Origin of the sequence: Stenotrophomonas humi, assembly GCF_001431415.1 — a bacterium.
Taxonomy (GTDB): Bacteria; Pseudomonadota; Gammaproteobacteria; order Xanthomonadales; family Xanthomonadaceae; genus Stenotrophomonas; species Stenotrophomonas humi.
Map to the genome: position 1 here is coordinate 66,420 of NZ_LDJI01000025.1, position 25,478 is coordinate 91,897.

Genomic DNA, 25,478 nt, shown 5'->3' on the forward strand with positions numbered 1-25,478 from the left:
ACGAACGCCACGGCATGCGGAACATGCCTTGACGGTCACATGAGTGCTCCCCGTGGGGGTAGGGAGATGCGGCGTACTACGTTTTCAGACGCGGCACCGGCGGCACTTCACCGCCGGCACCGGATGGGTCAGAAGCTGTACTTGGTGGTGAACTGCAAGCGGCTGATGTCACCCTTCTTGCCGTTTTCGATTTCACGCTCGCCGTACATCAGTTCGGCGCCGATATCGACCTTGGGCATCGGTGTATAGAACACGTTGCCACGGATGGACTGCACGCTCTTGGTCACCAGGTCGCCGGTGATGGAAGCATTGTTGTCGTAGTCGCTGCGGGCATAGATCAGGTTGGTGCGCAGCTTCGGGCTGAATGCGTGACGCCAGCCAACATAGGCGGCGACCACACCGGTCGGATCGATTTCATCGCGGATGGCGTCGTAACCACTGTCTGCGGTGATGCCCAGGCCGATGTAGCGCGAAATGCCTTCGCCACCGGTCAACTGGTAGTGCAGGCTGTCGCTGTCACCCATCACCCACTTGCCGCCCAGGGTGACGCCGCCGGCCACCTTGCTGGCATCGGCACCGGTGAGCTGGTTGTCCAGTTTCAGCTGGCGCACCAAGCCGGCGACACCAAACGTGCCCCAGTCACCCTTCCAGCCGTAACGCACGGTCAGGTCCGGCAGCGAACCGCGATCGGAGTTGGCCACGGCCGGCACGTTCCACTTGCCGGTCACCGGGTTGAAGGTGCCGGTGAGGCTGGTGGTTTCCGGGTTTTCCAGGGCAACGCTCAGCCCGCCGCTGGTGTAGCGGATCTGCGCCTGCCGCACGAACAGCACGCCATCGGTCGGGCCGACGAAGTCGACCGCTTCCGGGATCGCACCGGCGTCCATGAAGTTGGACCAGGTCTGGCCGGCCAGCCATTTGTTCCAGTACATGTAGGCGTGACGCAGGGTGACGCCGTAGGTATTGGTGGCGGTCTGGTTGCCCAGCGAATTGCCGAAGAAATCCATCTCGACCAGGGCGCCGGCCTTGTCGCCGTTTTCGGCCACGTGGTCCACGCCCAGGTTGAAGCGCGAGAACTTGGCGTGTGCGTTGTAGTCCACATCCGAGGCCTTGCCGGTACCACCCGCACCGGCCACCGGCGTCTGCCCCGGCAGGTACAGCGAGCGGCCGGTTGCATCGTCGGCCAGCTGGCCATCGCCAGTGCGCGTGGCCAGGAAATCGGCCTTGATGAAGCCACCAAACTTGAAGGTGGTCCCCGGGGTCGACCCCGGCGTGATGCTGGTGACCTGGATCGGCTGCTTGCCGGCCGGTACCGCGGCCACGGCCGGGCGTTCGGCCTGCGCCGCACGCACCTGCACCACGTCATTCTGGGTCTGGGTGATCACGCCCTGCTGTTGCTGCTGGGCCGACAGCAGCAACTGCACCTGCCGCTCCAGTTCAGCCACGCGTGACTCAAGTGCCCGCTCTTTGGCGGTCTGCGCAAAGGCCATGCCGGGTACCAGCAGCGCCACGAATACCGCGGCAGCCAGCGGCCGACGGGCCGTTTTCAAAAGATGTGTACTCATTGGATCAGCCTCTCTCCCGACCGGCGTTGTGAACCGCAGCAGCGGCACCTTGCTCGGCAGGGTGCGCGGCGCTGATGGCAGGCGGCTATTCGCCATTAGTCGTAAGTAGCGGCGCATTCGACCATCGTCTAACGAGGGGGGCAGCGCGACACGGGGCGGATGCGGCACACTTGGGGAGTCCGGCCATGTCGCACGATATGGCTCATTCATTGGTTACAAGTGCAAAGGTGAGGGTTGCCATGACTGATGTTTATCCCGTTGAATCCGCATTCGCCGCGAAGGCCCGGATCGACAAGAACACGTATCAACAGCTGTACCGCGAATCGGTGGAAAATCCCGATGCGTTCTGGGCCAAGGCCGCCGAACGTCTGGATTGGTATGTAAAGCCGACCAAGATCAAGAACGTCAGCTACAAGCTCGACGATTTCCGCATCAAGTGGTTCGAGGACGGCGAGCTCAACGTCAGCGTCAACTGCCTGGACCGGCAGCTGGCCACGCGTGGCGACAAGACCGCCCTGCTGTTCGAACCCGATGGCCCGGACAGCCCGGCGCAGAAGGTCACCTACCGCGAGTTGTACGAACGCGTCTGCCGCCTGGGCAACGCGCTGCGCGCGCTCGGCATCAAGAAAGGCGACCGCGTCACCATCTACCTGCCGATGATCGTCGATGCCGCCGTGGCCATGCTGGCCTGCGCGCGTATCGGTGCAATCCACTCGGTGGTGTTTGGGGGCTTTGCCGCCAACTCCATCGCCGACCGTGTCGGCGATTGCGCCAGCAAGCTGATCATCACCGCCGATGAAGGCCTGCGGGGTGGCAAGAAGGTACCGCTGAAGGCCAACGTCGACGCCGCACTGAAGCTGCCCGGCACCAACACCGTGGAAACCGTGCTGGTGGTCCGCCATACCGGCGGTGCGGTGGACATGCAGGCGCCGCGCGACCGCTGGTTCCACGACATCGTCGACACGCAGCCATCGGTGTGCGAACCCGAACGCATGAACGCGGAAGATCCGTTGTTCATCCTCTACACCTCCGGTTCCACCGGCAAGCCCAAGGGCGTGCTGCACACCAGCGGCGGCTACCTGCTGTATGCGGCATACACGCATGAAGCGGTATTCGACCTGCGCGAAGACGACATCTACTGGTGCACCGCCGATGTGGGCTGGGTCACCGGCCACAGCTACATCGTCTACGGCCCGCTGGCCAATGGCGCCACCTCGGTGATGTTCGAGGGCGTGCCGAACTACCCCAACACCTCGCGCTTCTGGGAAGTGATCGACAAGCACCAGGTCACCATCTTCTACACCGCACCGACCGCCATCCGTGCACTGATGCGCGAGGGCGAAGCACCGGTCAAGCGCACCTCGCGTTCGAGCCTGCGCCTGCTCGGCAGCGTGGGTGAGCCGATCAATCCGGAAGCCTGGCGCTGGTACTACGAAGTGGTCGGCGATTCGCGCTGCCCCATCGTCGATACCTGGTGGCAGACCGAAACCGGCGGCATCCTGATCTCGCCGCTGCCGGGCGCGGTCGACCTGAAGCCGGGCTCGGCGACACTGCCCTTCTTCGGCGTGCAGCCGGCACTGGTCAGTGCCGACGGCGAGCCGCTGGAAGGCGCTGCCGAAGGCAACCTGATCATCCGTGATTCCTGGCCGGGCCAGATGCGTACCGTTTACGGTGATGACCAGCGCTTCATTGACACCTACTTCCGCACCTACCCGGGCAGCTACTTCACCGGTGACGGCTGCCGTCGCGATGAAGACGGTTACTACTGGATCACCGGTCGCGTCGATGACGTGATCAACGTCTCCGGCCACCGCATCGGCACGGCCGAAGTGGAAAGCGCACTGGTCTCGCACCCGAAGGTGGCCGAAGCGGCCGTGGTCGGCTTCCCGCACGAGATCAAGGGCCAGGGCATCTACGCCTACGTCACGCTGGTTGCCGGCGAGCCGCAGACCGACGAGCTGCTCAAGGAACTGGTGGTCTGGGTGCGCAAGGAAATCGGCCCGATCGCCGCACCGGACCACCTGCAGTGGGCGCCGGGCCTGCCCAAGACCCGTTCGGGCAAGATCATGCGCCGCATCCTGCGCAAGATCGCCGAGAACGCACCGGACCAACTGGGCGACACCTCCACGCTGGCCGATCCCTCGGTGGTCGCCTCGCTGGTGGAAGAGCGCAAGGTTCGGTAACGCGGGTACGGGAAGCTGCGCGGCTTCACCTTCTCCCTGTGGGAGAAGGTGCCCCGAAGGGGCCGATGAGGGTAGGCGCGCAGCGCACAACGGGCTCAGCCTGTGTACCCTCTCCCCAACCCCTCTCCCACAAGGAGAGGGGCTTCAATACTCCGCCAACTCCGATTCCCGCCATGCCTACCCTGCTGATCGCCGATGACCACCCGCTGTTCCGCGAAGCCCTCAAAGGCGCGGTGCAACGTGTCATCCCGGGCGTGCAGTTACTGGAGGCCGACAGCGTGGAGGCGTTGTACACGCTGGCCGAGCAGCATCCCGATGCCGACCTGGTGTTGATGGATCTGAACATGCCTGGCGCGCAGGGCTTCAACGCACTGGTGCATCTGCGCTCGCTGCACCCGCAGTTGCCGATCGTGGTGGTGTCCGCCCGCGAGGAGCCCACGGTGATGCGCCGCGCACTCGACCATGGCGCATTCGGCTTCATTCCCAAATCCGCAGATTCGGACACCATCGGTCATGCACTGGGCACCATCCTCGATGGTGAACGCTGGGCCCCGGCCGAGGCGCACAACGTGCCGCCCACCGACCATGAAGAACGCGAAGTGGGCCAACGCCTGCGCGAACTGACCCCGCAGCAGTTCCGTGTGCTGCAGATGCTCGGTGTTGGCCGTCTGAACAAACAGATCGCCTATGACCTGGGGGTGTCCGAAGCCACCATCAAGGCGCACGTCACCGCGATCCTGCGCAAGCTCGGCGTGACCAACCGCACCCAGGCGGTGCTGATGGCCGGCAAGCTGGCCATCGACGATGACGCGATCGTGCTGCCGCCGGAAGAAGACTGAGCGTTGGCTACCGCCCGGCATTGCGTCCAGGCGCGTTTGCACCCACCGCAGTGTTGTCTGCCTTTCATCCCCGCTCGTGCTTGCAGGGAGTGCGGCTGAACCGCTGAAAGCCTCTTCCGCCCACCCGCCACTGGGCTGCGCCAAGGGGCGAGCGTGATTCATGCGATCGGCCAGACCGTCGCGGGGCCGGGCTGCCTCCCGTCTTTGATGCATCCCGGCGGCGGTTTGCGGATGGGCCGCTCCTGCAGCCCAATCGCACCATGCACGGCATCACCCATCAGGCCGAATGCCGCAACGTCACAGCTGAATCGTCCTGCACGGTATCCAGCACGAACCTCTCCGCTGCCGCCGCCAACTCCTGTGCCTGCGCCCGCATCTCCACCGCCGCCTGCGACGAGGCACGCGCGACCTTGCCACTCTGCTGCGTACCCTCGCCAATGCGGCGCAACAACCGCTCCACGTCATCAACCGCAACCACCTGCCGTTCCGATGCGGCATCAATGCGTGCCATCGCCGTTACCACCTGCTGCACCCGGCCGCTGATGTCGTGCATCACCTCGCCACTGGTGTCCACCAGTCGCGCACCGGCCTCCACCTGCTGCAACGAGTCATCCACCAGCGTGCGGATCTGCTGCGATGCTTCGGCGGAGCGCTGCGCCAGCATCCGCACTTCACCGGCCACCACCGCGAAGCCACGACCGTGGCTGCCGGCACGCGCCGCTTCCACCGCCGCATTGAGTGCCAGCAGATTGGTCTGGAACGACAGGCTGTCGACGGTAGCGACGATCTCGCGGATATGCCGCGACGATGCACGGAGCTGCTCCATGCCACTGATCGCTGCGGCAGTGGCTTCGCTGCCACGCTCCGCCGCCCGGCTTGCCGCACCGGAGACCTCCGCGCTGTGCCGCGCACTGCCGGCATTCTCACGGGCCTCGCCGGCTACCGAGCGCATCCGCTCCAGCGCGTCATGCACGTCGCGCACCTGCTGTTCGACCCGCCCGGACAGATCGGCCGTGCCGCTGGCCATGTCGTCCACCGCCTCCTGCACGCTGCCGGCCGATTGCTGGATGCTGGAAACAATGCCGCCCACCTGCTGCATCGCCACTTCCAAGCCCTGGCGCAACGTGGCGTAGATGCCCCGGCCGTCATCGCGCATGCGCGCGCTCAGATCGCCACGTGCGAAATGACCAATCACCCGTGTGGCATCGCCCAACTGCGTCTGCACGCCATCCAGCAATGCGTTGATGCGTTCACCCAACTGGCGGACGAAACCCTGCTTGTCGTCCAGTGCGATGCGCCCCTGCAGCTCGCCCGCGGCGGCGGCAGCCACCACGGCGGCCACCTCGTTGACGATCACCCGCTCGAGGTGACGGTCCTGCCACTCCATCACCAACCCCAGCACCCGCGAGTGCTCCAGCACCGGGCTGGTACGCAGCAGAAAGCCACTGTTGCCCAGCTCCACTTCCGCATCGACAGCGGAGGCCGCTTGCTGCGCTCGGCGCAGGACCGCCAGCACGTCCTCGCCCAGCAGTGCCACATCAGTGCCGGTGTCCATCGTCTGGCCGATACCGGCCTGCGCGAAACTCTGTGCCAACGCTTCATTTGCATAGACCACGCGGCCTTCGGCATCGGTGACCAGTACCGCCGCGCCGGCCACATCCAGCGCCTGGCGCACGCGCTGATTGGCCTGAGCGGCAATGCGCTCACTGGCGATGCGCTCGCGCAGGCTGGCCTGCATCTGCATCAGCGCCGTCGCCAGCCGGCCGATCTCGTCGTGCGTGTTGCGCACCACCAGGCTGCCGTCGAGATGGCCATCGGCAATGGCACGGGCGAAGTCAGCCGCGTCGACCAGCGGGCGACTGACCGCACGCAGCAACAACAGCAACAGGATGACCAGCAGCAGCCCGACCAGCAGCACGGTGACCGCAAATGCCGCGTTCATCCAGGTGCGCGCCGACGCCTGCTCGGCCCGTTGCTGCTGCAATGCCGCGCGCTGCTCCTGCTGCAGCTTCCGGATGACCGGCCCGGCCCGCGCGGCAAGATCGTCCATCGACTGTGTCTCGCTGTCGGCGCCGTAGCGCGCCGCCGCGTAGGACAGGAACGCGCCCTGGTAAAGCTGCATCGCATCGCGCACCTGGCCCTTGATATCCTCGGGCATGCGCGCCTGCTGCAACAGCAGTTCGAACGGCATCACCTGCCCGCTCAGTTCATCGGCGTATTTCTGTTCGCGACGCAGGATGAAATCCTTCTCGTAACGACGCATGGTCAACATCGATACCTGCAGCGCCGGCACGTCGTAGTTGCCGATCAGGTTCTCGACCTGGTGCACGGCACCGCGCAACTCGCCCTGCAAACCACTGTCGGCGTCATGGCCCAACGCGTTGATGCGCTCGTCCAGTGCCGTGCCCGACTCCAGGTAGCCGTGCAATGGCATGGCCAGTTCCTTGCTCCACGGCGCGCTGCCAGTGGACGACGCCAACGCAGCCTGGAGCCGTTCGTTGGCAGCCAGGAAGGCGGTGCCGGCCGGCGCCGAAAACGACATGGCATACTCGGCCTGCGCACGCCGTACCTCGGCGAAGGCGGCAGCCAACGCTTCCAGCCGCGCCGCGTCCTGCTGGTAGTTCTGCAAGCGCAGATCGGCACGCTGCATGCCGGCACTGAGCCAAGCGTAGGCCGAGCCGATGACGGCCAGGCCGACCACCAACGCCAGCAGGCTCAGACGCAGCTTCTGGGCGATTCCAAGCGGGAATTTCATGCCATGACTCCGGGCGTAGGGACGCACCTATATCGGCCATGGCGGACTGGGCTTTAGCGCCGCTTTCCAGCGCATCGTGCGGCCTGGCACGGCCGCGATGCGGCGCCCATTAAGGCACTGGAGTGTGACGAGCATATTGCTGCCGCTGGCCCCGCCAGCGGCCATGCTAGAATCCGTGTTCCCTTGGGGAGTAGCCTGCTTCCAGCATTGGAAGCGCCCACATCAACATACTCGGCCATTGCGCCGTGGTGTGGGCAGCCAGACCCGGTTGGCGAGACCAGCGGCATGCGTGCGCAACTTCAGGTTGGGCGCGACGCATGCCGTTTGTGTCCGCCCAACCCGGTGCTCCAGATGTCCCCACTCTCCATCCTGCTTGTTGGTTTTGCCATGTCCACCGACGCCTTCGCCGCTGCGGTCGGCAAAGGCGCAGCAATGCGCAAGCCCCGCTTTGCCGATGCCCTGCGTGCAGGCTTGATCTTCGGCGTCATTGAAGCCATCACCCCGATCATCGGCTGGCTGCTGGGCCGCGCCGCTTCGCAGTACGTGGAAGCCTTCGATCACTGGATCGCATTCGTACTGCTGGGCGCCTTGGGCGTGCACATGATCCTTGCCGGGCTCAAACCCAATGAAGAGGAAGCCGACGAAGCATCAAGCGACAAGCCGCGCCATGGTTTCTGGGCACTGGCTGTCACCGGCTTTGCCACCAGCATCGATGCGATGGCCATTGGCGTGGGCCTGGCGTTCCTGGACGTGCATATCGGCGTAGTGGCGCTGGTGATCGGCCTGTGCACGCTGACCATGGTGACGCTGGGGATCATGCTCGGCCGTGTACTGGGCACGCTGGCCGGCAAGCGCGCGGAGATCATCGGCGGCGCGATCCTGATCATCATCGGCTGCACGATTCTCTATGAGCATCTGAACGCGGCGGGGTAAGAGTCGCAGCTTTGGGAGCGGAAGCAAAAGCATCCCTCCCCAGCCCCCCCCTTGTACGCCTCTACGCGCCGCCTTGCCGGCGGCGCGGGTCGTTCAACGCGGTGAGGAACGCACGCAGCGAGGCCGGCTTCACCGGCTTGGTCAGCACGCGATAGCCACGCTCGCGCGCCATGCGCTTGAGTTCATCGCGGCCGTCCGCGGTGAGCAACGCACCCGGCAGTGGACGGCCTGCGGCTTCGCGCAGCGCGACCAGCGCATCCAGACCGTCGAGGCGGTCATGCAGGTGGTAATCCACCAGCATCACATCCGGCTGTTCGGCCACTTTTTCCAGCGCCATGTCCACGGTGCTGGCGGCGATCACATCCACCTTCCAGCGGCCCAGCAGCGCGCGCATGCCATCAAGAATTTCCTGATCGTTGTCCACGCACAGCACGCGCATGCCGGCCAGCGAATCGTCGCCACCAAAGGCAGAAACCGGCTTTGTCGCCGATTGCGGCACGCTGGGCGCGGCAACATGCGGCAAGGTGATGGAGAACATGCTGCCGTGGCCGATCTGGCTGCGCGCGTTCAAGCCGTGATCGAGCAGGCGCGAGATGCGCTGGCAGATGGACAGGCCCAATCCCAAGCCCTGTTCACCCCAGTCGAACGGCTGCTGGTAGCGGTGGAACTCTTTGAAGATCTGCTGCATGTGGTGCTCGGGAATGCCCGGGCCGGTGTCCCACACCTGCAGCTCGACCTGTTCACCGCGCACCCGCAACGCCAGCACGATGCGGCCGGTGCGGGTGTAACGCAACGCGTTGGCCATGAAGTTCTGCAGCACGCGGCGCAGCAGGCGTCGGTCACTGCGCACCCAGGCCGGCCGCGCGAACACATGCAGGCGCAGCCCACGGCCCGCCGCTATCGGGGTGTACTGCGCGGCCATTTCGCGCACCAGCACACTGGCATCGAAATCGGTGATGGTCGGCCGCATGCCACCAGCATCCAGGCGTGACACATCCAGCAGACCGTCGAGCAGTTCCTCGGCGGCACGCAGCGAGGCATCCACACGTTCGGCCAGATGCCGTTGTTCGTCGGTCTCCTGCAGGCTGTCGCGCAATGCCGAGGCAAACAGGCGCGCGGCGTTGAGCGGTTGCAGCACATCGTGGCTGATGGCGGCGAGGAAGCGGGTCTTGGACTGCTGCGCGGCCTCGGCCGCCTGCGAACGCTCGGCAACACGCTGTTCCAGTGTTTCGTTGGCCTCCAGCAGCGCCTGCTCGGCCTGCTTGAAATCGGTGATGTCGTTGTAGCTGGTGACGTAGCCGCCGCCGGGCAGCGCCTGCCCACGCAGTTCGATCACCTTGCCATCGGCACCGGTCCGCTCGAACACATGCGGCGAGCCGGCGCGCATGTAACCAATGCGCCGGTTGATCTGCACTTCGGTATCGCCCGAACCGAGCTCGCCGCGTTCGGCGTTGTAGCGGATCAGATCGGCGACCGGGCGGCCGACGTAGAGCATGCCGTCGGGGTAACCGAACATCTGCTGGTAGCGGCGATTCCACGCGGTCAGGCGCATTTCCGGATCGACCACGCTGACGCCGGCGCTGATGTTTTCCAGCGTGGTGGAAAGAATCTCGCGGTTGAAGCGCAGCTCCTGGCCGGCTTCGTCCAGCACCGCCACCACTTCACCCAGGTCCATGCCCGAGCCGCGCAGCAGGCTGGTCAGCAGCAGGCGCGCCGATGCCGCGCCGATGGAGGCGGCCAACAGGCGTTCGGTGAACTGCACCCACACGCGGTCGGCCGCGGCGGATGGCAGGAAATCGCGTTGCAACAGCTGCGCCTGTTCAATGAAGGAACGGCGCGCGCGGCTGTCGCCGATCACCCGGGTGGCGAGCGCCAACAGGTCACGCACCTTGATGTGTGCCGGCCAGTCACCGGCTACGGCCGGGCGTTTTGCATAGGGGTCGAGAAACGGCGCTGCACGCAGGCGTTCGGCAACATCCGGCCGCCAGCGCATCGAGACCAGCAGCATCGTGCCGGTATTGAGCAGCAGCGACCAGAATGTGCCGTGCGTGAGTGCGTCCCAGCCGGCCAAGCCGAACAGCTGCTGCGGGCGCAGCCATTCAATGCCGAACGGGCCGTGTTGCAACAGTGATCCGCTCAACCAGCCGCCATGACTGAGCGCCGGAATCAGCAGCGTGTAGATCCACACGCCGAAGCCGACCAGCATGCCGGTCTCCACGCCACGACGGCTGGCGCCGCGCCAGTACAGGCCGCCGATCAGGCCAGGCGCGAACTGCGCTACTGCGGCGAATGCCATCAGGCCATAGGTGGCGAGCATGGTGTCGTTGTTGCTGCCGCGGTAGTAGCCGTAAGCCACCAGCGCCAGCAACAGGATCGCCAGGCGACGGATCCACAGCACGCGCGAGGCGACGCTGGCCGCTTCACGGTGGTCGCCACTGCGGCGCAGCAGCACCGGCATCACCAGATCGTTGCTGATCATGGTGGCCAGGGCGATCGAGGACACGATGACCATGCCGGTGGCCGCCGAGAAGCCGCCCACATAGGCGGCCAGGGCCAGCGCCATGCTGCCTTCGGACATCGGCAGGGCCAGCACCAGGGTGTCGTCGGAGGCCAGGCCGGTGCCGAACAGGGTGGCGCCAGCGGTGGCGATGGGGATGATCATCAGCGAGATCACCACCAGGTAGCCACCAAACATCCAGCGCGCGCGGCGCACGTCGGCGGCATTGCCGCACTCCACCACGGCAACATGGAACTGGCGTGGCAGGCAGATCAAGGCCAGGAAACTGAGCAGCGTCTGCGAGACGAAGCCCACCGGTGGCATGCCCTCGAACAACGTGCGCGCCGAGCGCACCACCGATTCGCCACGGTCGGAGATCAGCAGGTAGGCGAACAGGCCCACCGCGACCATCGCGATCAGCTTGATCATCGATTCCAGCGCGATGGCCAGCATCATGCCGTGGTGGTGCTCGGTGGCATCCACCTGGCGGGTGCCAAACAGGATGGCGAACAAGGCCATCAGCAGTGCCACGTACAACGCCGGATCGGTCAGGGGCCCCTGACCACCGGCATCGCCGCTGAGCACCTGCAGGCTCATCGCCACCGCCTTGTACTGCAGTGCCAGGTACGGCACCACGCCGATCAACGCGATCAACGCCACCAGGGCCGCCAACCGCCGCGAGCGACCGAAGCGCGAGGAAATGAAATCGGCGATCGAGACGACGTTCTCACTGCGCGCGATCAGCGCCAGCCGCTCGATGATGCGCCAACCGAACGCCAGCATCAGCAGCGGACCCAGATAAATGGGCAGGTAGCCGATGCCATAACGCACCGCAGTGCCGACGCCGCCATAGAACGTCCACGACGAGCAGTACACCGCCAGCGCCAGGCTGTAGACCACAGGCCGCAGCCACGGGCGGTCCGGATACAGCGGGCGACGGTCACCCCACCACGCCACACCGAACAGCAGCGCGGCGTAGCCGAGGGAGACCAGGAGCAGGATCCAGCTGGAGACCAAGAGCACATCCCGTCGAGCGGAGCGGCCCAGTGTAGCCATTCCATTGGGCGGGGGCTTTCGGCGGGGCTGAAGCAGGGGAAGCCGTGCCCCTCCCAACCCTCCCAACCCTCCCCTGCTGCGCAGGGGAGAGGGCAGATGCGGCTCCGCTCCGTTTCAGCGAAGTGCCGCTTCTCTCCCCCCACCGGAGTGCGGCCTTACTCCTCTGCCTTTCACCGAAGTGCGCCTTGGCCCCCACACCTTCAAAGAAAGCGAGCGAACAAAAGCAGAACGCCCCGGCAATGCCGGGGCGTTCTGGGTTCAACATTGGCCGATGTCTTACTGTGCCAGCTCGAACTGCACTTCCACGCGGCGGTTCGGCAGCAGGCATTCCAGCAGTGCCGCACGCGGCTTGACGCCGTCACACTGCTGCACCTGCTGGGTGTCACCGCGGTACTCGAAGCGGATCTTGTCGGCCGGAACGCCGCGGCCGATCAACAGCGAACGCACGGTTTCGGCGCGACGCTCGGACAGTGCCTGGTTGTAGTCGAAACCCTTGCCCTGCATGCGATCGGCATGGCCGACCAGCGCCACGCCAGCCAGCTCACGCTTCTCGGCGGCAATGGTGGCCAGCGCACGGTCCACGCTTTCCAGCGAGTAGGTGCGGATGTCCTTGTAGCCGTTGCGATCAAACTCGAACAGCACATTGGCAATCAGCGGACCCGCTGCGATCGGCGGCACGGCCGGGCCGGCCGGGTCCACGCCACACAGGCGTGCCGCGGTCTCGGCTTCATTGACCAGGTCTTCGGCGATCTGGATGTACGGCTTGGAGTGACGCCACTGCTGCTGGTTGAACTCGTTGCCGGCGTGCACCAGCTCCACTTCACCGCAGGCCACTTTCTGCGAGGCGCAGGCAAAGCCCGGGGTGCCGTGGATGACCTTCAGCCGCTGCCACAGGTCGGCCCGCAGGTACTTGGCGTCGTTGACCAATGCGGTGTCGGTGGGGATCGGCGAGACGCCGTTCTCCATGTCCACGATCAGCTTCTCCGACTCGGTCAACGCTTCCTGCGGGAATGCGCTGCGGTCGTTGCGGGTGTATTCGTGGAACGACACGTCCAGCCAGCATTGCGCCTTGGACAGGTGGTAATCGCGGATCGGCCGGCCACCGTCGTTGAGCGCCTGGATGCGGCCCTGGGTGGCCTCGTAGGACTCCAGGTCGGCATGGATGGCCTCATCGGTGATGCGCTTGGCCTGCGGATTGAGCTGGGTCTGCTGGGCGTTGGTGCCACCGGCAACCACCGTCAGGACGGCAGCAGCCAGCAGGGTGCGGAACGAGCGGGTTTTCATAGGCGAAAGGGTCATGGTGTCATCCTCAGCGGGCCGGATCGCGGTAACGAACCGGGTCCCGACGGAAAAGATCTTCATCGAACTTGAAGCGCAGGCGCAGGAACGCACCCTGCTGCGTGTACTCGTAACCGTTGAGGTCGCTGTCGCCTTCGAAGCCGGTCCAGTTGTAACCGGCCGACAACCACAGGTTCTGGCGCAACAGGCGGCCCACTTCCAGACCGTAGGCGTACTGGTTGGCACCGTACTGGCCACGGAAGGTGGAACCCAGTACGCCGATGTCCCAGTTCTCGGTGATGTCGTAGACCACGCGACCCGACAACAGCACGGCGTTGAAGCTGCTGTTGACGCGGCCACCGTCGCTGTAGGCGAACTGGTCACGCTGCCACTTGCCGGCAATGCGGCCGGTCAGCCACCACGGACGCGACGGGTGCCAGTCGGCATGCGCCGAGACGATATGCGCACGGGTACGCACGTCCTGGCTGGTGCCATCCACCACTTCACCGTCTAGCAGGGTCAGGCCACTCTCGTCGCGCTCGAGCTTGTACTCGTAGCGCATCAGCGCGTTGACCCGGTTGCGGTCGGTGTCGCGGTAGGCCAGGCCGAGCTGGAAGCGATCCTGCAGCACGTCACCACGGTCTTCGTAGTTGGTGGCCAGCAGGTAGTTGCGGCCCAGCAGGGTCCAGTCGCGGCTCAACTTGCGGGCCAGCATGAACTGCAGCAGCGTGGTGTTGAAGGCCTCGTTGGCGACCGTGCCCGGTACGTCCTCGGAGATGCGGTGCTCGCCACGGATGGCGCCGCGCCACAACGGGTTGGCGCTGTAATCCAACGCCAGTGCCAGGCCGGTGCTGTCGCCGGTATCACCGGCCACCACGTTCACCCGCTCGATCGAGCTGCTCAGGCGCAGGCCCTGGGCGATATCCCAGTTGTTGCGGATACCCGATGCTGCCTGCACGTCGCGGCCGCTGATCGAGTCACGCATGCGGTACTCGGAGAACGCCTGCGTGTCGCGGATGTAGCTGCTGTCGATACCGAACACCAGCGCATCGGCCTCGCGGTCGGTGGTGGTGATGCCGTAGGCACTGGTCAGGCCGGTCTGCCTCTCGTAACGGCCGTACAGGCGGCTGCGCTCGAACACCTGGTAATCCACACCCGCAGCAACACGGTTGCGGTCCTCACCACTGACGCTCTGCTCGTACTCGGCGCCGCCGCTGAACTTGTCGCTGAAGCGGTAGCCCAGGCCCAGGCGGGCGCTGTCCGATTCCAGCTTGGTGCCGATCGGCAGGTCGCTGGTGATCGGGCTGCCACTGGAGGAACCGTTGATGACCATCAGGCCGGTGGCCGGGTCCAGTGCCTGCTGGCCGTAGCCCAGCGCACCGCCACCACCGCCCGTGGCAAAACCACCGGTCAGTCCGCCGGTCTGGCCGAACGGCGCACCGGAAGACCACGGCGAGGTCACGCCGATGGTTTCGCGGATGCTGCGCAGACCCAGGTCCACGGTCAGACGCTCAGTGGCACCGATGCGCACACCGGCACCGCCGGCATCGCGCTTGCCACCGTCGGGGTTGCGGTCTTCGCTGCGCAGGCCTTCCACGTACAGCTCAAGGCGCGGACCCACGGCATACGCCATGCGTGCGCTGTACTCGCCACGACCGCCGTACAACGGCGAGGCAGCGTTGTTGAACTCCGGATCGGTCCGCGCGGCGAACACGCGGGCGTCGAACTTGCCGCCGTCATGGGCGAATTCCACGCGCCATGCATCGCCTTCCACTTCGCCGGTGACATCCTTCAAGCCCTGCGAGGTCACCTGGTTGAGCGAGTTGGTGTTGACCTCGCTGCGGGTACGCGCGAACTCGGCCACCAGCATCGTGTTCTGCCCGAAGCGATAGCCGGCGTTGACGCTACCCATCTTGAACTCGGCATACGGGTTGCGGTCTTCCACCGCAGAAGCCCCTACTTCGAGCTTGTCGGTCAGCTTGAACTGGCCATCGGCGCCGACCACCCAGAACTTCTCGGTCTGCTGGTCCAGTTCATAGGTGATGCGCAGCGACACCGGGTTGAGGTCGCTGTCGAACGAGGGCAGGAACTGATTGAGCAGGATGCGCCCGGAGAACGGCTCGAAGCTGTAGTCCACCAGACGCGCCAACGGCTTGACCGAGACGATACGGGTGGGCTGGTTGCGGTCGCGCACGATCATTTCCACGCGCTCACTGCCTTCCAGCACCGCGTTGTTGCGCAGCGCGTACGGGCCACTGCCCTGGCTGCGGAACTCCTCGATGATCTGCCGCAGCGAGTCTTCGATGGCGAACACGTTGGTCCGCACGCGCTCACTCTCGAAGTGCCAACCCAGGCCGGTGGCGGTGCGGTTGTAGGTACTCAGGATGCGCTGCGGAATCGGGCCGCTGCCACCGATGCCGCTGGTGGTTGCCAGGGTGTCGCCGGTCTGGAAATCGCCATACAGCAGGTAGCTGCGCTTGTTGTCGACGCGCACGTACAGGCGCTCGGCCGAACGCGCGTCGAAGCCGCGCAGCGACGAGTCGCCATACACCGGGTAGAACTCTTCCGGCTGGATGTCACGCAGCAGGCGGCCGCGCACGTCCTTGTCCGAATCGTAGGCGGCGGTGAGCAGATACTCACCCTTGATCTGGCCCTTGACGAAGAACGCAGTACGCGCCGTTGCATTGGCCTTGCCGTTGTTGAACTGCTTCTCCCAGCGACGGATGTCGCGGTCGAACGCATCGTGGTGCTGCACCGGCGAGACCAACCCGGCATCGGACTTGTTGCGGAAATTGACGATGCCTTCGATCAGGCCGGTCGCCAACAGGTCGCGCATTTCCGGCAGGAAGCCAATCGTGCCTTCGGCAGTCTGGTCGCCAGAGGTGATGCGCAGCAGCACATCCTGCGGATCGTGCGGGGCCACCAGGTCGAACTCGGCCACGCCGTTTTCCACTTCCACCTGGATGCCCGGCATCACCTTGTCGGCATCGGCAGCGCCGGGGCCGAACTCGTCGGTCCGCGAACCCGGCAGGCGGATGCGGCCACCGCTGTTCTCGATGGTGGCAAACGACGTACCGGCCAGCGGCTTGCCGTCGGCACCGAGCAGACGCACGGTGATGTGCACCGGCGTCTGGCCATCGGCCGGCACACCATCGCGGTCCACTTCCACCGACACGCGGTCCACGCCAACGTTGCGGCTGTAGTCGGCCTGGCCCGAACGGGCAGCCACGACTTCCGGCGGCGTATCGGTGGTGACCAGCGAACGCGGATACAACGTGCTGGCATCACCCAGCACCGGCGTGAAGCGACTGCTGGTGCCCACGTTCTGGGCCATGACCGGCATTGCGGCAGTGGCCAGCGCGCAGGCCAGCAGGCTCATGCGCGGCATCTTGCGCAGGGAATGACGGCTCATGGCTGCACCTCCTGCGAAGCGGATGCCGAGGGCGGGTTGGGTCGCGGATGCACGATCGGTCTCTGGTTGGCCGAGTCCGTGGCCTGCTGCGGCGCACGGGCGGGCTTGCTTTCAAAACGCAGCTGCGATTGCCCGGTTTCGGTTTCCGGTGCACGCACCTCGCCCTGGGTACGACGGGCCTTGACCTGCTCCAGCAGCGGGTTGGAGCAGCTGCCTTCGATGAAGTCGGCGCGATGCAGCTCACCGTTCTTCAGGTCCAGGAACAGGCTGTCGGCATCGCCCAGGTTGCGGTTGCTGCTGGTGGTCAGGCGCGAGCCGGCCGGCAGGGTGGACGGATCCACCTTCAACGTGTGGCTCTGCGGGGTCAGACCGCAGTAGCTGTACTTGCCTTCCGAATCGGAGATCACCCAGGTGCCGTTGGAGAAGTACAGGCGCACGCCCGGGATACCCAGCTCTTCGTTGTCCTGCAGGTGGTTGTTGTTGCAGTCCACGAACACCTTGCCCAGTACGCAGGCTTCCTCGGTGAACACGCCACCGGTGACGCGCACGCGGTACTCGGCACGGTTGGACGGCACCGAACCCGGCACCGGGGTCATCGAGCCCGGGTCGATACAGCCGCCGGTGATCGAGCAGCCATGCGCCTGGGCGCGGTTGATGCCGTCACCCTGCTGCGCACCGACGCCGACACGCACGCGATAGGTCAACACCAGCTGCTGGCCGACGTTGATCGGGCCCAGGTTGAAGCCCAGACGCGGGCCCGGCTTGCCGAACGGCTCTTCCAGCGCACGACCACCGACGCGGGCAGTGCCGTCGATGTAGGTGAAGCCACGCGGCAGCGTATCGACGATGTTCAACGTCGCCATCGCACTGCCGGCGGTCTGCCGCACGGTGATGGTGTACTGCACGGTGTCACCGATTTCCGCGGTCTGGCGATCACCGGTCTTGGTGATGACCAGGCCGGTAGCTTCGGCGGTATCCAGCGGGAGGTGGTTGTGGACGATGCCCGCGGTCGACGAACCGGCAAACAAGGTCAGCCAGTACTGCGTCGGCGTACCCACCGCACCGGTCGGTGCGTTGGACTGCGGCTGCACCAGATGGCTGCTGCCGGCAGCGCCAAGCGGCGACAACGAACCCTCCTGCGGCGCGATCAGCGACGACACGAACTGGTAGCCACCCGGCGGCGTCACCGTCAGCTGGAACTCACAACGTGCCGGCGCGGCCGGGCCAAACATGAACTGGTAGTAGCCGTTGTTGCCTACGGTCATCGACACCGCATTGCCTTCCACGCGGTAGCCACCGGCTGCCGCATTGAGGATGGCGGTCATCGGGTCATAGCCGTTGCACACGCCCACCGGGGTAATGGTGACGATGGAACCCGGCACCGGATCACGGGTGACGGCGTCATACACCACGCCCGACGGATCCACCGGCAAGCTCTGCTGCGGCAGATGCTGGCCGGCTTCAAGCACGACCTGCAGCTGGCTGGTGCCGTTCTCGGTGATACGGCAGGCACTGACGCTGGAATCGCTGATGGCACGCGGACCATCACAGGCAACACCCATGCCGCCGGCGGTTTCCTGGTTGACCGGCCATGCCCACAACACGCCCGAAGCAGGATCACGGAACTGGAGGTTCCACTTGATGCCCGGAATCACGTCACCAAAGCGGTAGCTGCCATCGGCGGCGGTAATGGTGCTCTGCGAGACCAGGCCGGTGGCCGAATCCAGCAACTCCACGATCCACGACTGCAGCCGCTCGTCGCCGCCATCCAGACGGGTGTCCTCGCTGCCGATGTCGAACCACACGGTGCCACCCACCGACGCGGACAGCTGCACCTGGTTCGGTACGCGGCACACGTTCTGGGTGATGGCGGTATCGCATACCGGCAGGGTGCTGACATCACCGTCGAACGCAGCGCGCTCGGTGGTGGTCGGGGTGCGGAACTCGTTCTCGCCGCCGCCTTCCACCAGCACGGCATTGTTGACGGTGCCGGCCTGCGCGGCTTCGGCGGTGACGTTGACCTTGACGGTGATGTCCGAGGTGGAGGTCACGCCGGCGTTGAGCACTTCCGAACTGCGGCATTCAAAGCGGGTATCGCCCACCGCGCCGGAGCAGGTCCAGCCATTGCCCGACGGAACCTGCGCCAGGTTCAGGCCCACCGGCAGGCGGTCCTTGACGAGGTACTCGCCCTTCGACGCCTGCTGCCCACCGTTGCGCACACGGATGGTGTAGGTGGCGACGTTGTTGACGGTGAACTTCACCGTGGTGGACGACTTGCTCACCAGCATGTCCGGCGAATCGCCGATCTCACCGAAGTTGTTGTCCACCGACTTGTCGCCCGGCTTGAGCACGATACCGGTGATCTCCGAGGTGGTCGTCGACGGATTGCTGCCCGTGCCGCCGGTGCTGCCGGCGGTGGTCTTGCCGTTGAGCGTTTCAGCCGGCTGGTTCGGTTCGGTCACCACATAGGTGCCCGGACGCAGGTTGTCGAAGCTGTACTTGCCGTTGGCATCGGTGGTGGTGGTCAGCGTGACCGGGTTGCCCAGGTCGTCCGTACCGGTCAACTCGACGGTGACGTTGGCAAAGCCGCCTTCCTCAGGCTGGCGGATGCCATCGTCGTTGCTGTCGTTGTAGACGTTGCCGGAAATGCTGGCCGCCGGCACCTCGCCGAAGTTGTTCTCGACCGACACCTGGCCCACGCCAACGGTGATCGTGCCGATGAACGACGGGTTCTGCGCGGTGGCGCTGCCTTCGACCGAGCCATTGCCCACCGGCGTACCGCCGATGTTGCCCGGCTTGGTCTTGCCGTCGTTGGTGTCGGCTGGCTGCTGCTTTTCCACCACCTTGTATTCGCCCGGGGGCAGGTTGAGGAAGCTGTAGCTGCCATCGGCACCGGTGGTGACGGTGATCGGGGTGATCGGGTTGCCGTTGATGTCGGAGCCGGTCAGTTCCATTTCGACGCCGGCAATACCGACTTCGCCCGGATCGACCACACCATCGTTGTTGGCATCCAGCCACACCTTGCCGGTGATGCCGCTGTTGGTCGGCACTTCGGCGAACAGGTTGTCGGTCGACGTATCACCGGGCTTGCTCAGATCGATGTTGGCGATCTTGCTCGACTCCGGCGCCGCACCATTGCTGGCGGTGCCGCTGCCGGTCTTGGTGCTGTCCAGCTGGCCGGCCGTGGTCTTGCCCTGCGCGGTGCCCACCGGCTGGGTCGGCTCGATCAGGGTGTAGGTGCCCGGACGCAGGCCGTCGAAGCTGAAGCTGCCGTCGGCGTTGGTCGGCACGGTCGTGTCGACCGGGTTGCCCTGGTCGTCGGTACCGACCAGACGGATATCCACGCCACCGATACCTGCGTCGCCCGGTTCCTGCACGCCATTGTTGTTGAGGTCGAAGAACACCACACCCGAGGCAGACACCGGCAGGATCTCGCCGAAGTTGTTGTTCACCGACTTGCCGCCGGCATTCAACACCACGCCGGTGATGGCGCTGGGGGTGTCGCGAACGGTCGAGGCCACACCGGCGACACCGTCAATGACGGTACCGGCGGTGGTGGTGCCATTGAGCGTGGTGACCGGCGTGCCGCCGACCGGGGTATAGACCGGCTGCGCCACCTGCTGGGTGACGATGTAGTCACCGGCCGGCAGGTCGATGAAGGCATAGCTGCCATCGGCGACGGTATTCAGCACCGACACGGTGTTGCCCAGCACATCGACCACCGGCTGACCGTCACGACGGCTCAGGGTGACCTGCACGTTGCCCAGGCCCGGATCGGTGGCGGTGTGACCGTCATTGGCCTGGTCCAGATACACGCGACCTGCCAGCGAAGCGGCCAGCTCACCGAAGTTGTTGCCCGACGAACCGGTCGGCGGCAGCTTGGTGATGGTGATGACGTTGGAGTTGTTCTCCTGGCCGTCCTTCAGGCCGCCGGGCTGGGTTTCGGTGATGGTGTAGTCGTGACCGGCGATCAGGCCGGGCACGGTGTAGCTGCCATCAGCGGCGGTAGGACCGGTCCACACAACGGTGCCGGTGCTATCGGTGACGGTGATGGTCACGCCCGGAATGCCCGGTTCGGTGCCGTTCTGGAGGCCGCTGTCGTCGCGGTCCAGGTAGACCTTGCCGGAAATGGCAGTGGTGATGTTTTCACCGAAGTTGAACTCGGTGCCGTTGCCGGCCACCAGCTTGATGCCGGCAATCTTGTCTTCGCTGCCGGTGGTGGACACCAGACAGACAGGACCGCACAGAACGCTGCCAATCTTGCCCGGGTTCACCGCGGCCGGCAGGTTCTGCAGGCCCGTCGGCATGGTCGGCAGCGGCTCGCGCAGCACGTAGGTCCTGCCGGCAGTCAGGCCAGTGAACTCATAAAAGCCCGGGTTCTGGTCATTGTCGGTAGTCGCCGTAAGGGTACGGCCGGTCTCCACTTCGTCCAGGTACACGGTGGCGCCGCCAATGCGTGCATCGGCGCTGCTCAGGACGTGGTTGTTGTCCTGGTCGATGTAGACGTAACCGGAGAGCTTGCGCTCCAGCGGCTCCGGGAAATCGAACTGCACGCCCACGCCACCGCCGCCCAGCACCACGCCGCCGATCACGCTGGTGGTGGCAGTGTTCGTGGTGGTGTAGGTACCGCTGACATTGGTGCTGGCGTCGTTGCGGTTCGGACGCGCCGTGTTGGGCTGCGGCGTACCGTTGGCGACATAGCCCGCCGGCTGAGTCTGGGTGATGGTGTAGCCGGCGGCGTTGGACGGCGCCAGGTTGATGAACTGGTATTCACCGTCATTATTGGTCTTGACCGTGATCGAAACCGGGTTGCCATACAGGTCGGTACCGGTCAGGGTCACGTCGACATTGGCAATGCCGGTGTCGCCGCCATCCACGTCGCCGTTGTCGTTGTCATCGCTGAACACAAGGCCGCCGAGACGCGCGTCACGCACCTGGGTGGTGGACGTCTTCTCGTTGTTGTTCGGATTCAGATCCATCGAGGTCGGTTCGTCATCTGCATCGCGACCCGGCTCAATGGCAGCCTTGTTGGTGTGAATGGCAGGCACATAGCCGCCCGTGAACACGCCAGGCACGGTCCTGACCCACAGCGTCAATGTCAGTGTGTTTGCAGCGCCTGACGGGAAACTGCCGCCCAGGTCACAGGTCACCGCCTGTTGCTGGTTCAAATTCGTGATTTCGGGCGGCCCGGCGGAGAGATAGCAGTAGTTGTCAGCGCCGACCGGGGGCTTGCCGACTTGGACTTTGACCTCACCAGTACCCGACAGCACTGCGCCGCTGCCACTGTCCACCTTGACGGTCAACGGATGGCTGGTGTCGTCATGCACCCATTCGAAACCTGCAGGCAGGGTATCGATGACACGCATCTTCTCGACGCGGCTGCCCTGGGCATTGCGCACCACGATGTCGTACCGGATGGGCTGCCCCACGTTCACCGGCCCTGGAGTCACGGTGGTCTTGCTGACCACCTCCAGGTCCGCTGACGGGAAGATCACATCGTTGACCTGCTCCAGATTGTTGCCTGCATCATTCGGATCGAAGCTGCACTTGCCCTGGCTTTCGTAGTTGGTGGTTTCGTCACCGCAGACATAGGCGATATTGTTGAACAACACCGGCAGGCTGGAGTCACCCGTCACGGTGAACAGCACTTCAAACTCCACCATGTGTTCTTTGTCCAGGCGGTTCAACGCCTGCACTGAGTTCAGCACACACACCAGCTCAGCACCCTGCTGGGTGCAGCTGACGTCGGTATCGGGCTTGTACGCGTAGCCGCTCACCGCCGGACGGGTGTTTACGTTCTCGATGCGGTCGAAGGTGGCGGTGAACCCTGCCGGTGCGGTGATCCGGTCACGGACCTCCACGTTCTCCGCCTGCGACGGCCCCAGATTGAAGGCACTCAAACGGTAGCGCAGCTGGTCACCCATGACGAACTTGCTGCGGCCGTTCGGATAGACCTGGGTCTTCTTCTGCTGCAGGTCGATGGTCGGCACGCGGACCTCGAAGGTCACGTCGGCACTGTTGTTGCTGTTGGAAGCGGCGTCGTCGCAGCTGGTCGAGGAGCCCGGCAGCCACTGGCAGACAGCGCCCAGGCTGGCGACCGACGCCTGGTTGGTGACCGACGGATAGACCACGCCACCGGCAGCGACCTGCAGGTTGGCCGGCTTCTTGACGCGTGCGCTGATCGTCACCGTCTCGGTGGTCTGCGCGGCGATCGCGCCACGGCTGTTGACGCACGAGATGGCGCCGGTGGCCTTGTTGCTGGCGGAACAGTCCAGCATGCTGCCGGATGGCACGGTCACGTCGATGATTTCGTAGGTGGCACCGGCCATCGTCGCCGTCCCGGTCGGGAGGGCGTCGGTGATGTGGAAGTCGTTCTGCGGCGCCGCGTCCGGGCCGTGGTTGCGCGCGGTCAGGGTGAAGGCGATCGGCTCGCCGATCAGCACCGTGCCGCTCGGGGTGACGGTCTTGCTGGTCATCCGGTAGTCGGTGCGCGGCAGGACCTTCACCGCCGCCGAGTCGGAGTACAGACCATCGGCGCGCAGGCTCGACAGCACCGCGTTGGGCGAGGTCAGCGTTGCGGTGTTGGTCAGCACGGTGTTGCCGCTGGTGGACTGCAGCGGGCGATCCGCCGCCAGCACCACTTCAATCTCGGTGCCCGGTGTCACTTGGCTGAACACACAGGTCTGGCTGCGCGCACCAAGCGGCAGCGCGGGACAGCTGACACTGGCTGCGCTACCGCTGATCGCGGCCGCCGACAGTACCCGCACCCGGCCCTTGAAGGCCGCGGTGTTGAGTACACCGGGCACGTCGTCGGTGAGGTTCAGGGTCGGGATGGTTTTCTGGTTGGGCTTGTCCGTGGTACTCGGTGTGGACACCAGGATCTTCCAGTACACCGTCTCTGCGGCGCCGGACAGGGTCGGGGCGTCGGCCACGGGGTCGTGCCAGCTGATCTGGTCGACCGAGGACTCCTTGCGGATGTTGACCCAGGCGGTGTTGTCGATGACGTCGGTCAGGTTCAGGCCGCCGCCGGCGGTGGCGCAGTCATTGGTGTTAACACGGTCGGCCGGCTGCGCGGCGTCGGCCGGGTTGACACCCAGCTGGCCCAGCGCGGTGATGCCGGTGCAGGCACGGTTGGACAGGTTCAACTGGCCGGAGATCGCGGTGGCGCGGGTCTGGAACGACAACGGCAGGCTGCCGCCACGCGCGATCGAGCCGGTACCGGTGGTCTTGCAGGTCACCTGGGTGGTGAAGGCGGCAGAAATGCCGTTCGGTGGTGTCACGTTGCGCTGGACCGTGCACTCCCAGCCCGGGGTGACGTTCGCCAGCCCGTTCACACCGTAGCCGGCGTCCATTTCCTGCGGGCGCATGTAATCAACCACGTACAGCGGCTGCGCCGGCGTATAGCTGGCCGCGCTGGTGCTGTTCATACCATTGCTGACCGAGAACGAGGAGGTGATCGGCGCGCCGGGGCTGACCGGGCCACTGGACGGGTTCTTCGTCTTGGTCAGGCCGATGTCGGTGTAGGGCTCGTTGATCTGGTACGGCGCGAGCACGCTGTTGTTGGCTTCGTTCCAGTCCTTCAGCGCGGCCGGCGGCGTGGCCACGACCGGGAAGCGCCCGTCGGTGCCGGTCGGCGGCATGGTCAGCGGAATGGTGAAAGGCTTGCTACCACCCGAAGCAACAACACCGGCATCACAGGTCACCAAGGTGCCGGTGTAGGAAGTACCGGAAACAGTGAGCTGCTTGCCGGCTTCCAGGCTGCAACCCACAGGCAGCGTGCCAATGACAAAACCGTCAGGAATGATGGTGCTGACGGTGCCGCCGACTGTACTGGTCTGCGGCCCGTTGTTCTTGTACGTCAGCACCAGGTTTTGCGCGGTGTTCACTTCCAGCGGCTGGCTGGGGAAGCTCACCAGCGCTTCGATATCCGTACCGAGCACGATGTTGTAGCTGGCGCTACCCGAATTATCGTTCGGGTCAGCATCGAAATAGTTGTCGTTGACGGTGGCGATGCTCGCATTGTTCGTATGCGTGCCAAGTCCGTTGGTGCGCATGACCACGGTGATCTTGGCGGCATTGAACTGCGCCGCCGTCATCGGCCCGGTGTAGACACAGGTGAAAGAGCGACTGCTGTTGGCCTTGGCAACCGTTTCACACACCGGGTTGCCACCGCCCGGGGTCGGCGTGATGCTGGTCACCACATTGGCTGCATCGTTGGGCAGCTGGTCGGTGACCTCGATCTTTGCGCCAGCTGGCAGATTGCTGCCGCCCGCTGCAATCTGCGGGTCCACCTCAAAGGTTGCGGTGCCGCCAGTGGCGCCCTGCCCATTGTCCGGGCTGATCAGTCTCTTGGTGACCTGAAGATTGCCGGTTTCGCGGACCGTCGTGGTGCCGGTGGCCGGCGTTGGACTGGTACTGGAGGTCGCGGTCAGATTGAAGCTGCCCAATTGGCGCGCGCGGATGCTGAAACCCACCGAACCACTGGGTGCATTGACCGTATTGCCGGGAGCAATCGGGCAGGTCACCGTGTTGCTGGCAGTTGCATACGTGCAGTCCATGGCGCCCGGAGAAGCCGGAGGAACAAAGTCCACAGAGGGCGGGAGAACCACCGAAATACTGGTCTGGCCTGCATCGGCTGCGGTTCGCAGCCAGCTGATGGTCAATGGCGTGTCGATACCCTCACCCATGTTGGGTGGCAGGTTGACGTTCTGTGGAACCACCGTTGCCAGGGCCGTAACCGGCAGCAGACTCAGTACCAACAACGATGCCCGGCGGACAAAGCGCGCTAGACGGCTGCTGCCTTGCCGACCGTTCTGTTCCATCGCGTGAGCGCCATTGCTGGCAATGCACTGCTCGTACTGAATCGTCACCGGATAACCCTCTGCAAGCGCGCTGCTACGCCGGGCAGCCAGTTCAATTGGCAACCCGGGTAAGGCGTGATTGGTTGGAAGACGAACCGCCCC

General features: G+C 65.1%; 9 protein-coding genes and 1 riboswitch. Of the genes, 3 read left to right on the forward strand and 6 right to left on the reverse strand.

From position 1 onward, the window contains the following. Positions 1-128: 128 nt before the first annotated feature. A complete protein-coding gene (locus tag ABB26_RS12990) occupies positions 129-1,562 on the reverse strand; it encodes a DcaP family trimeric outer membrane transporter (protein WP_057634813.1) in 1,434 nt (477 codons plus the stop codon). Between the two features lie 239 nt (positions 1,563-1,801). On the opposite strand from ABB26_RS12990, the gene acs reads away from it, so the two are divergent. Further along, positions 1,802-3,745 carry an acetate--CoA ligase gene (acs, locus tag ABB26_RS12995; protein WP_057634815.1) on the forward strand — a complete coding sequence of 648 codons (1,944 nt, stop codon included), beginning with the start codon at positions 1,802-1,804 and terminating at the stop codon, positions 3,743-3,745. A gap of 173 nt (positions 3,746-3,918) precedes the next feature. After that, positions 3,919-4,584: a response regulator transcription factor gene (locus tag ABB26_RS13000; protein WP_057634817.1), complete on the forward strand. Its 666-nt coding sequence runs from the start codon at positions 3,919-3,921 to the stop codon at positions 4,582-4,584. Between the two features lie 277 nt (positions 4,585-4,861). Here ABB26_RS13000 and ABB26_RS13005 read toward each other — a convergent pair whose 3' ends face one another. After that, positions 4,862-7,339, reverse strand: coding sequence for a methyl-accepting chemotaxis protein (locus ABB26_RS13005; protein WP_057634818.1), 2,478 nt, complete (start codon positions 7,337-7,339; stop codon positions 4,862-4,864). A 180-nt stretch (positions 7,340-7,519) separates the two neighbouring features. Continuing rightward, positions 7,520-7,687: riboswitch (yybP-ykoY riboswitch) on the forward strand. A gap of 3 nt (positions 7,688-7,690) precedes the next feature. On the opposite strand from ABB26_RS13005, the gene ABB26_RS13010 reads away from it, so the two are divergent. Then, positions 7,691-8,272, forward strand: a complete 582-nt coding sequence (locus tag ABB26_RS13010) for a manganese efflux pump MntP (protein ID WP_057634820.1) — start codon at positions 7,691-7,693, stop codon at positions 8,270-8,272. A 61-nt stretch (positions 8,273-8,333) separates the two neighbouring features. On the opposite strand, the gene ABB26_RS13015 is transcribed toward ABB26_RS13010, so the two are convergent. The 4 genes from ABB26_RS13015 to ABB26_RS13030 form a co-directional block, all read right to left on the reverse strand. Next, complete coding sequence (locus ABB26_RS13015; protein WP_057634953.1) at positions 8,334-11,786, reverse strand: hybrid sensor histidine kinase/response regulator; 3,453 nt, start codon at positions 11,784-11,786, stop codon at positions 8,334-8,336. Between the two features lie 315 nt (positions 11,787-12,101). After that, positions 12,102-13,124, reverse strand: coding sequence for an OmpA family protein (locus tag ABB26_RS13020; protein WP_161809052.1), 1,023 nt, complete (start codon positions 13,122-13,124; stop codon positions 12,102-12,104). 10 nt (positions 13,125-13,134) lie between these two features. Next, the gene (locus tag ABB26_RS13025; protein WP_057634824.1) at positions 13,135-16,515 is read right to left on the reverse strand and encodes an Ig-like domain-containing protein; all 3,381 of its coding nucleotides are present in this window, start codon (positions 16,513-16,515) and stop codon (positions 13,135-13,137) included. Then, on the reverse strand, positions 16,512-25,385 hold the full coding sequence (locus ABB26_RS13030) for an SdrD B-like domain-containing protein (RefSeq protein ID WP_152982672.1): 8,874 nt from the start codon (positions 25,383-25,385) through the stop codon (positions 16,512-16,514). The genes ABB26_RS13025 and ABB26_RS13030 overlap by 4 nt, the downstream gene beginning before the upstream one ends. Between the last annotated feature and the right edge of the window lie 93 nt (positions 25,386-25,478).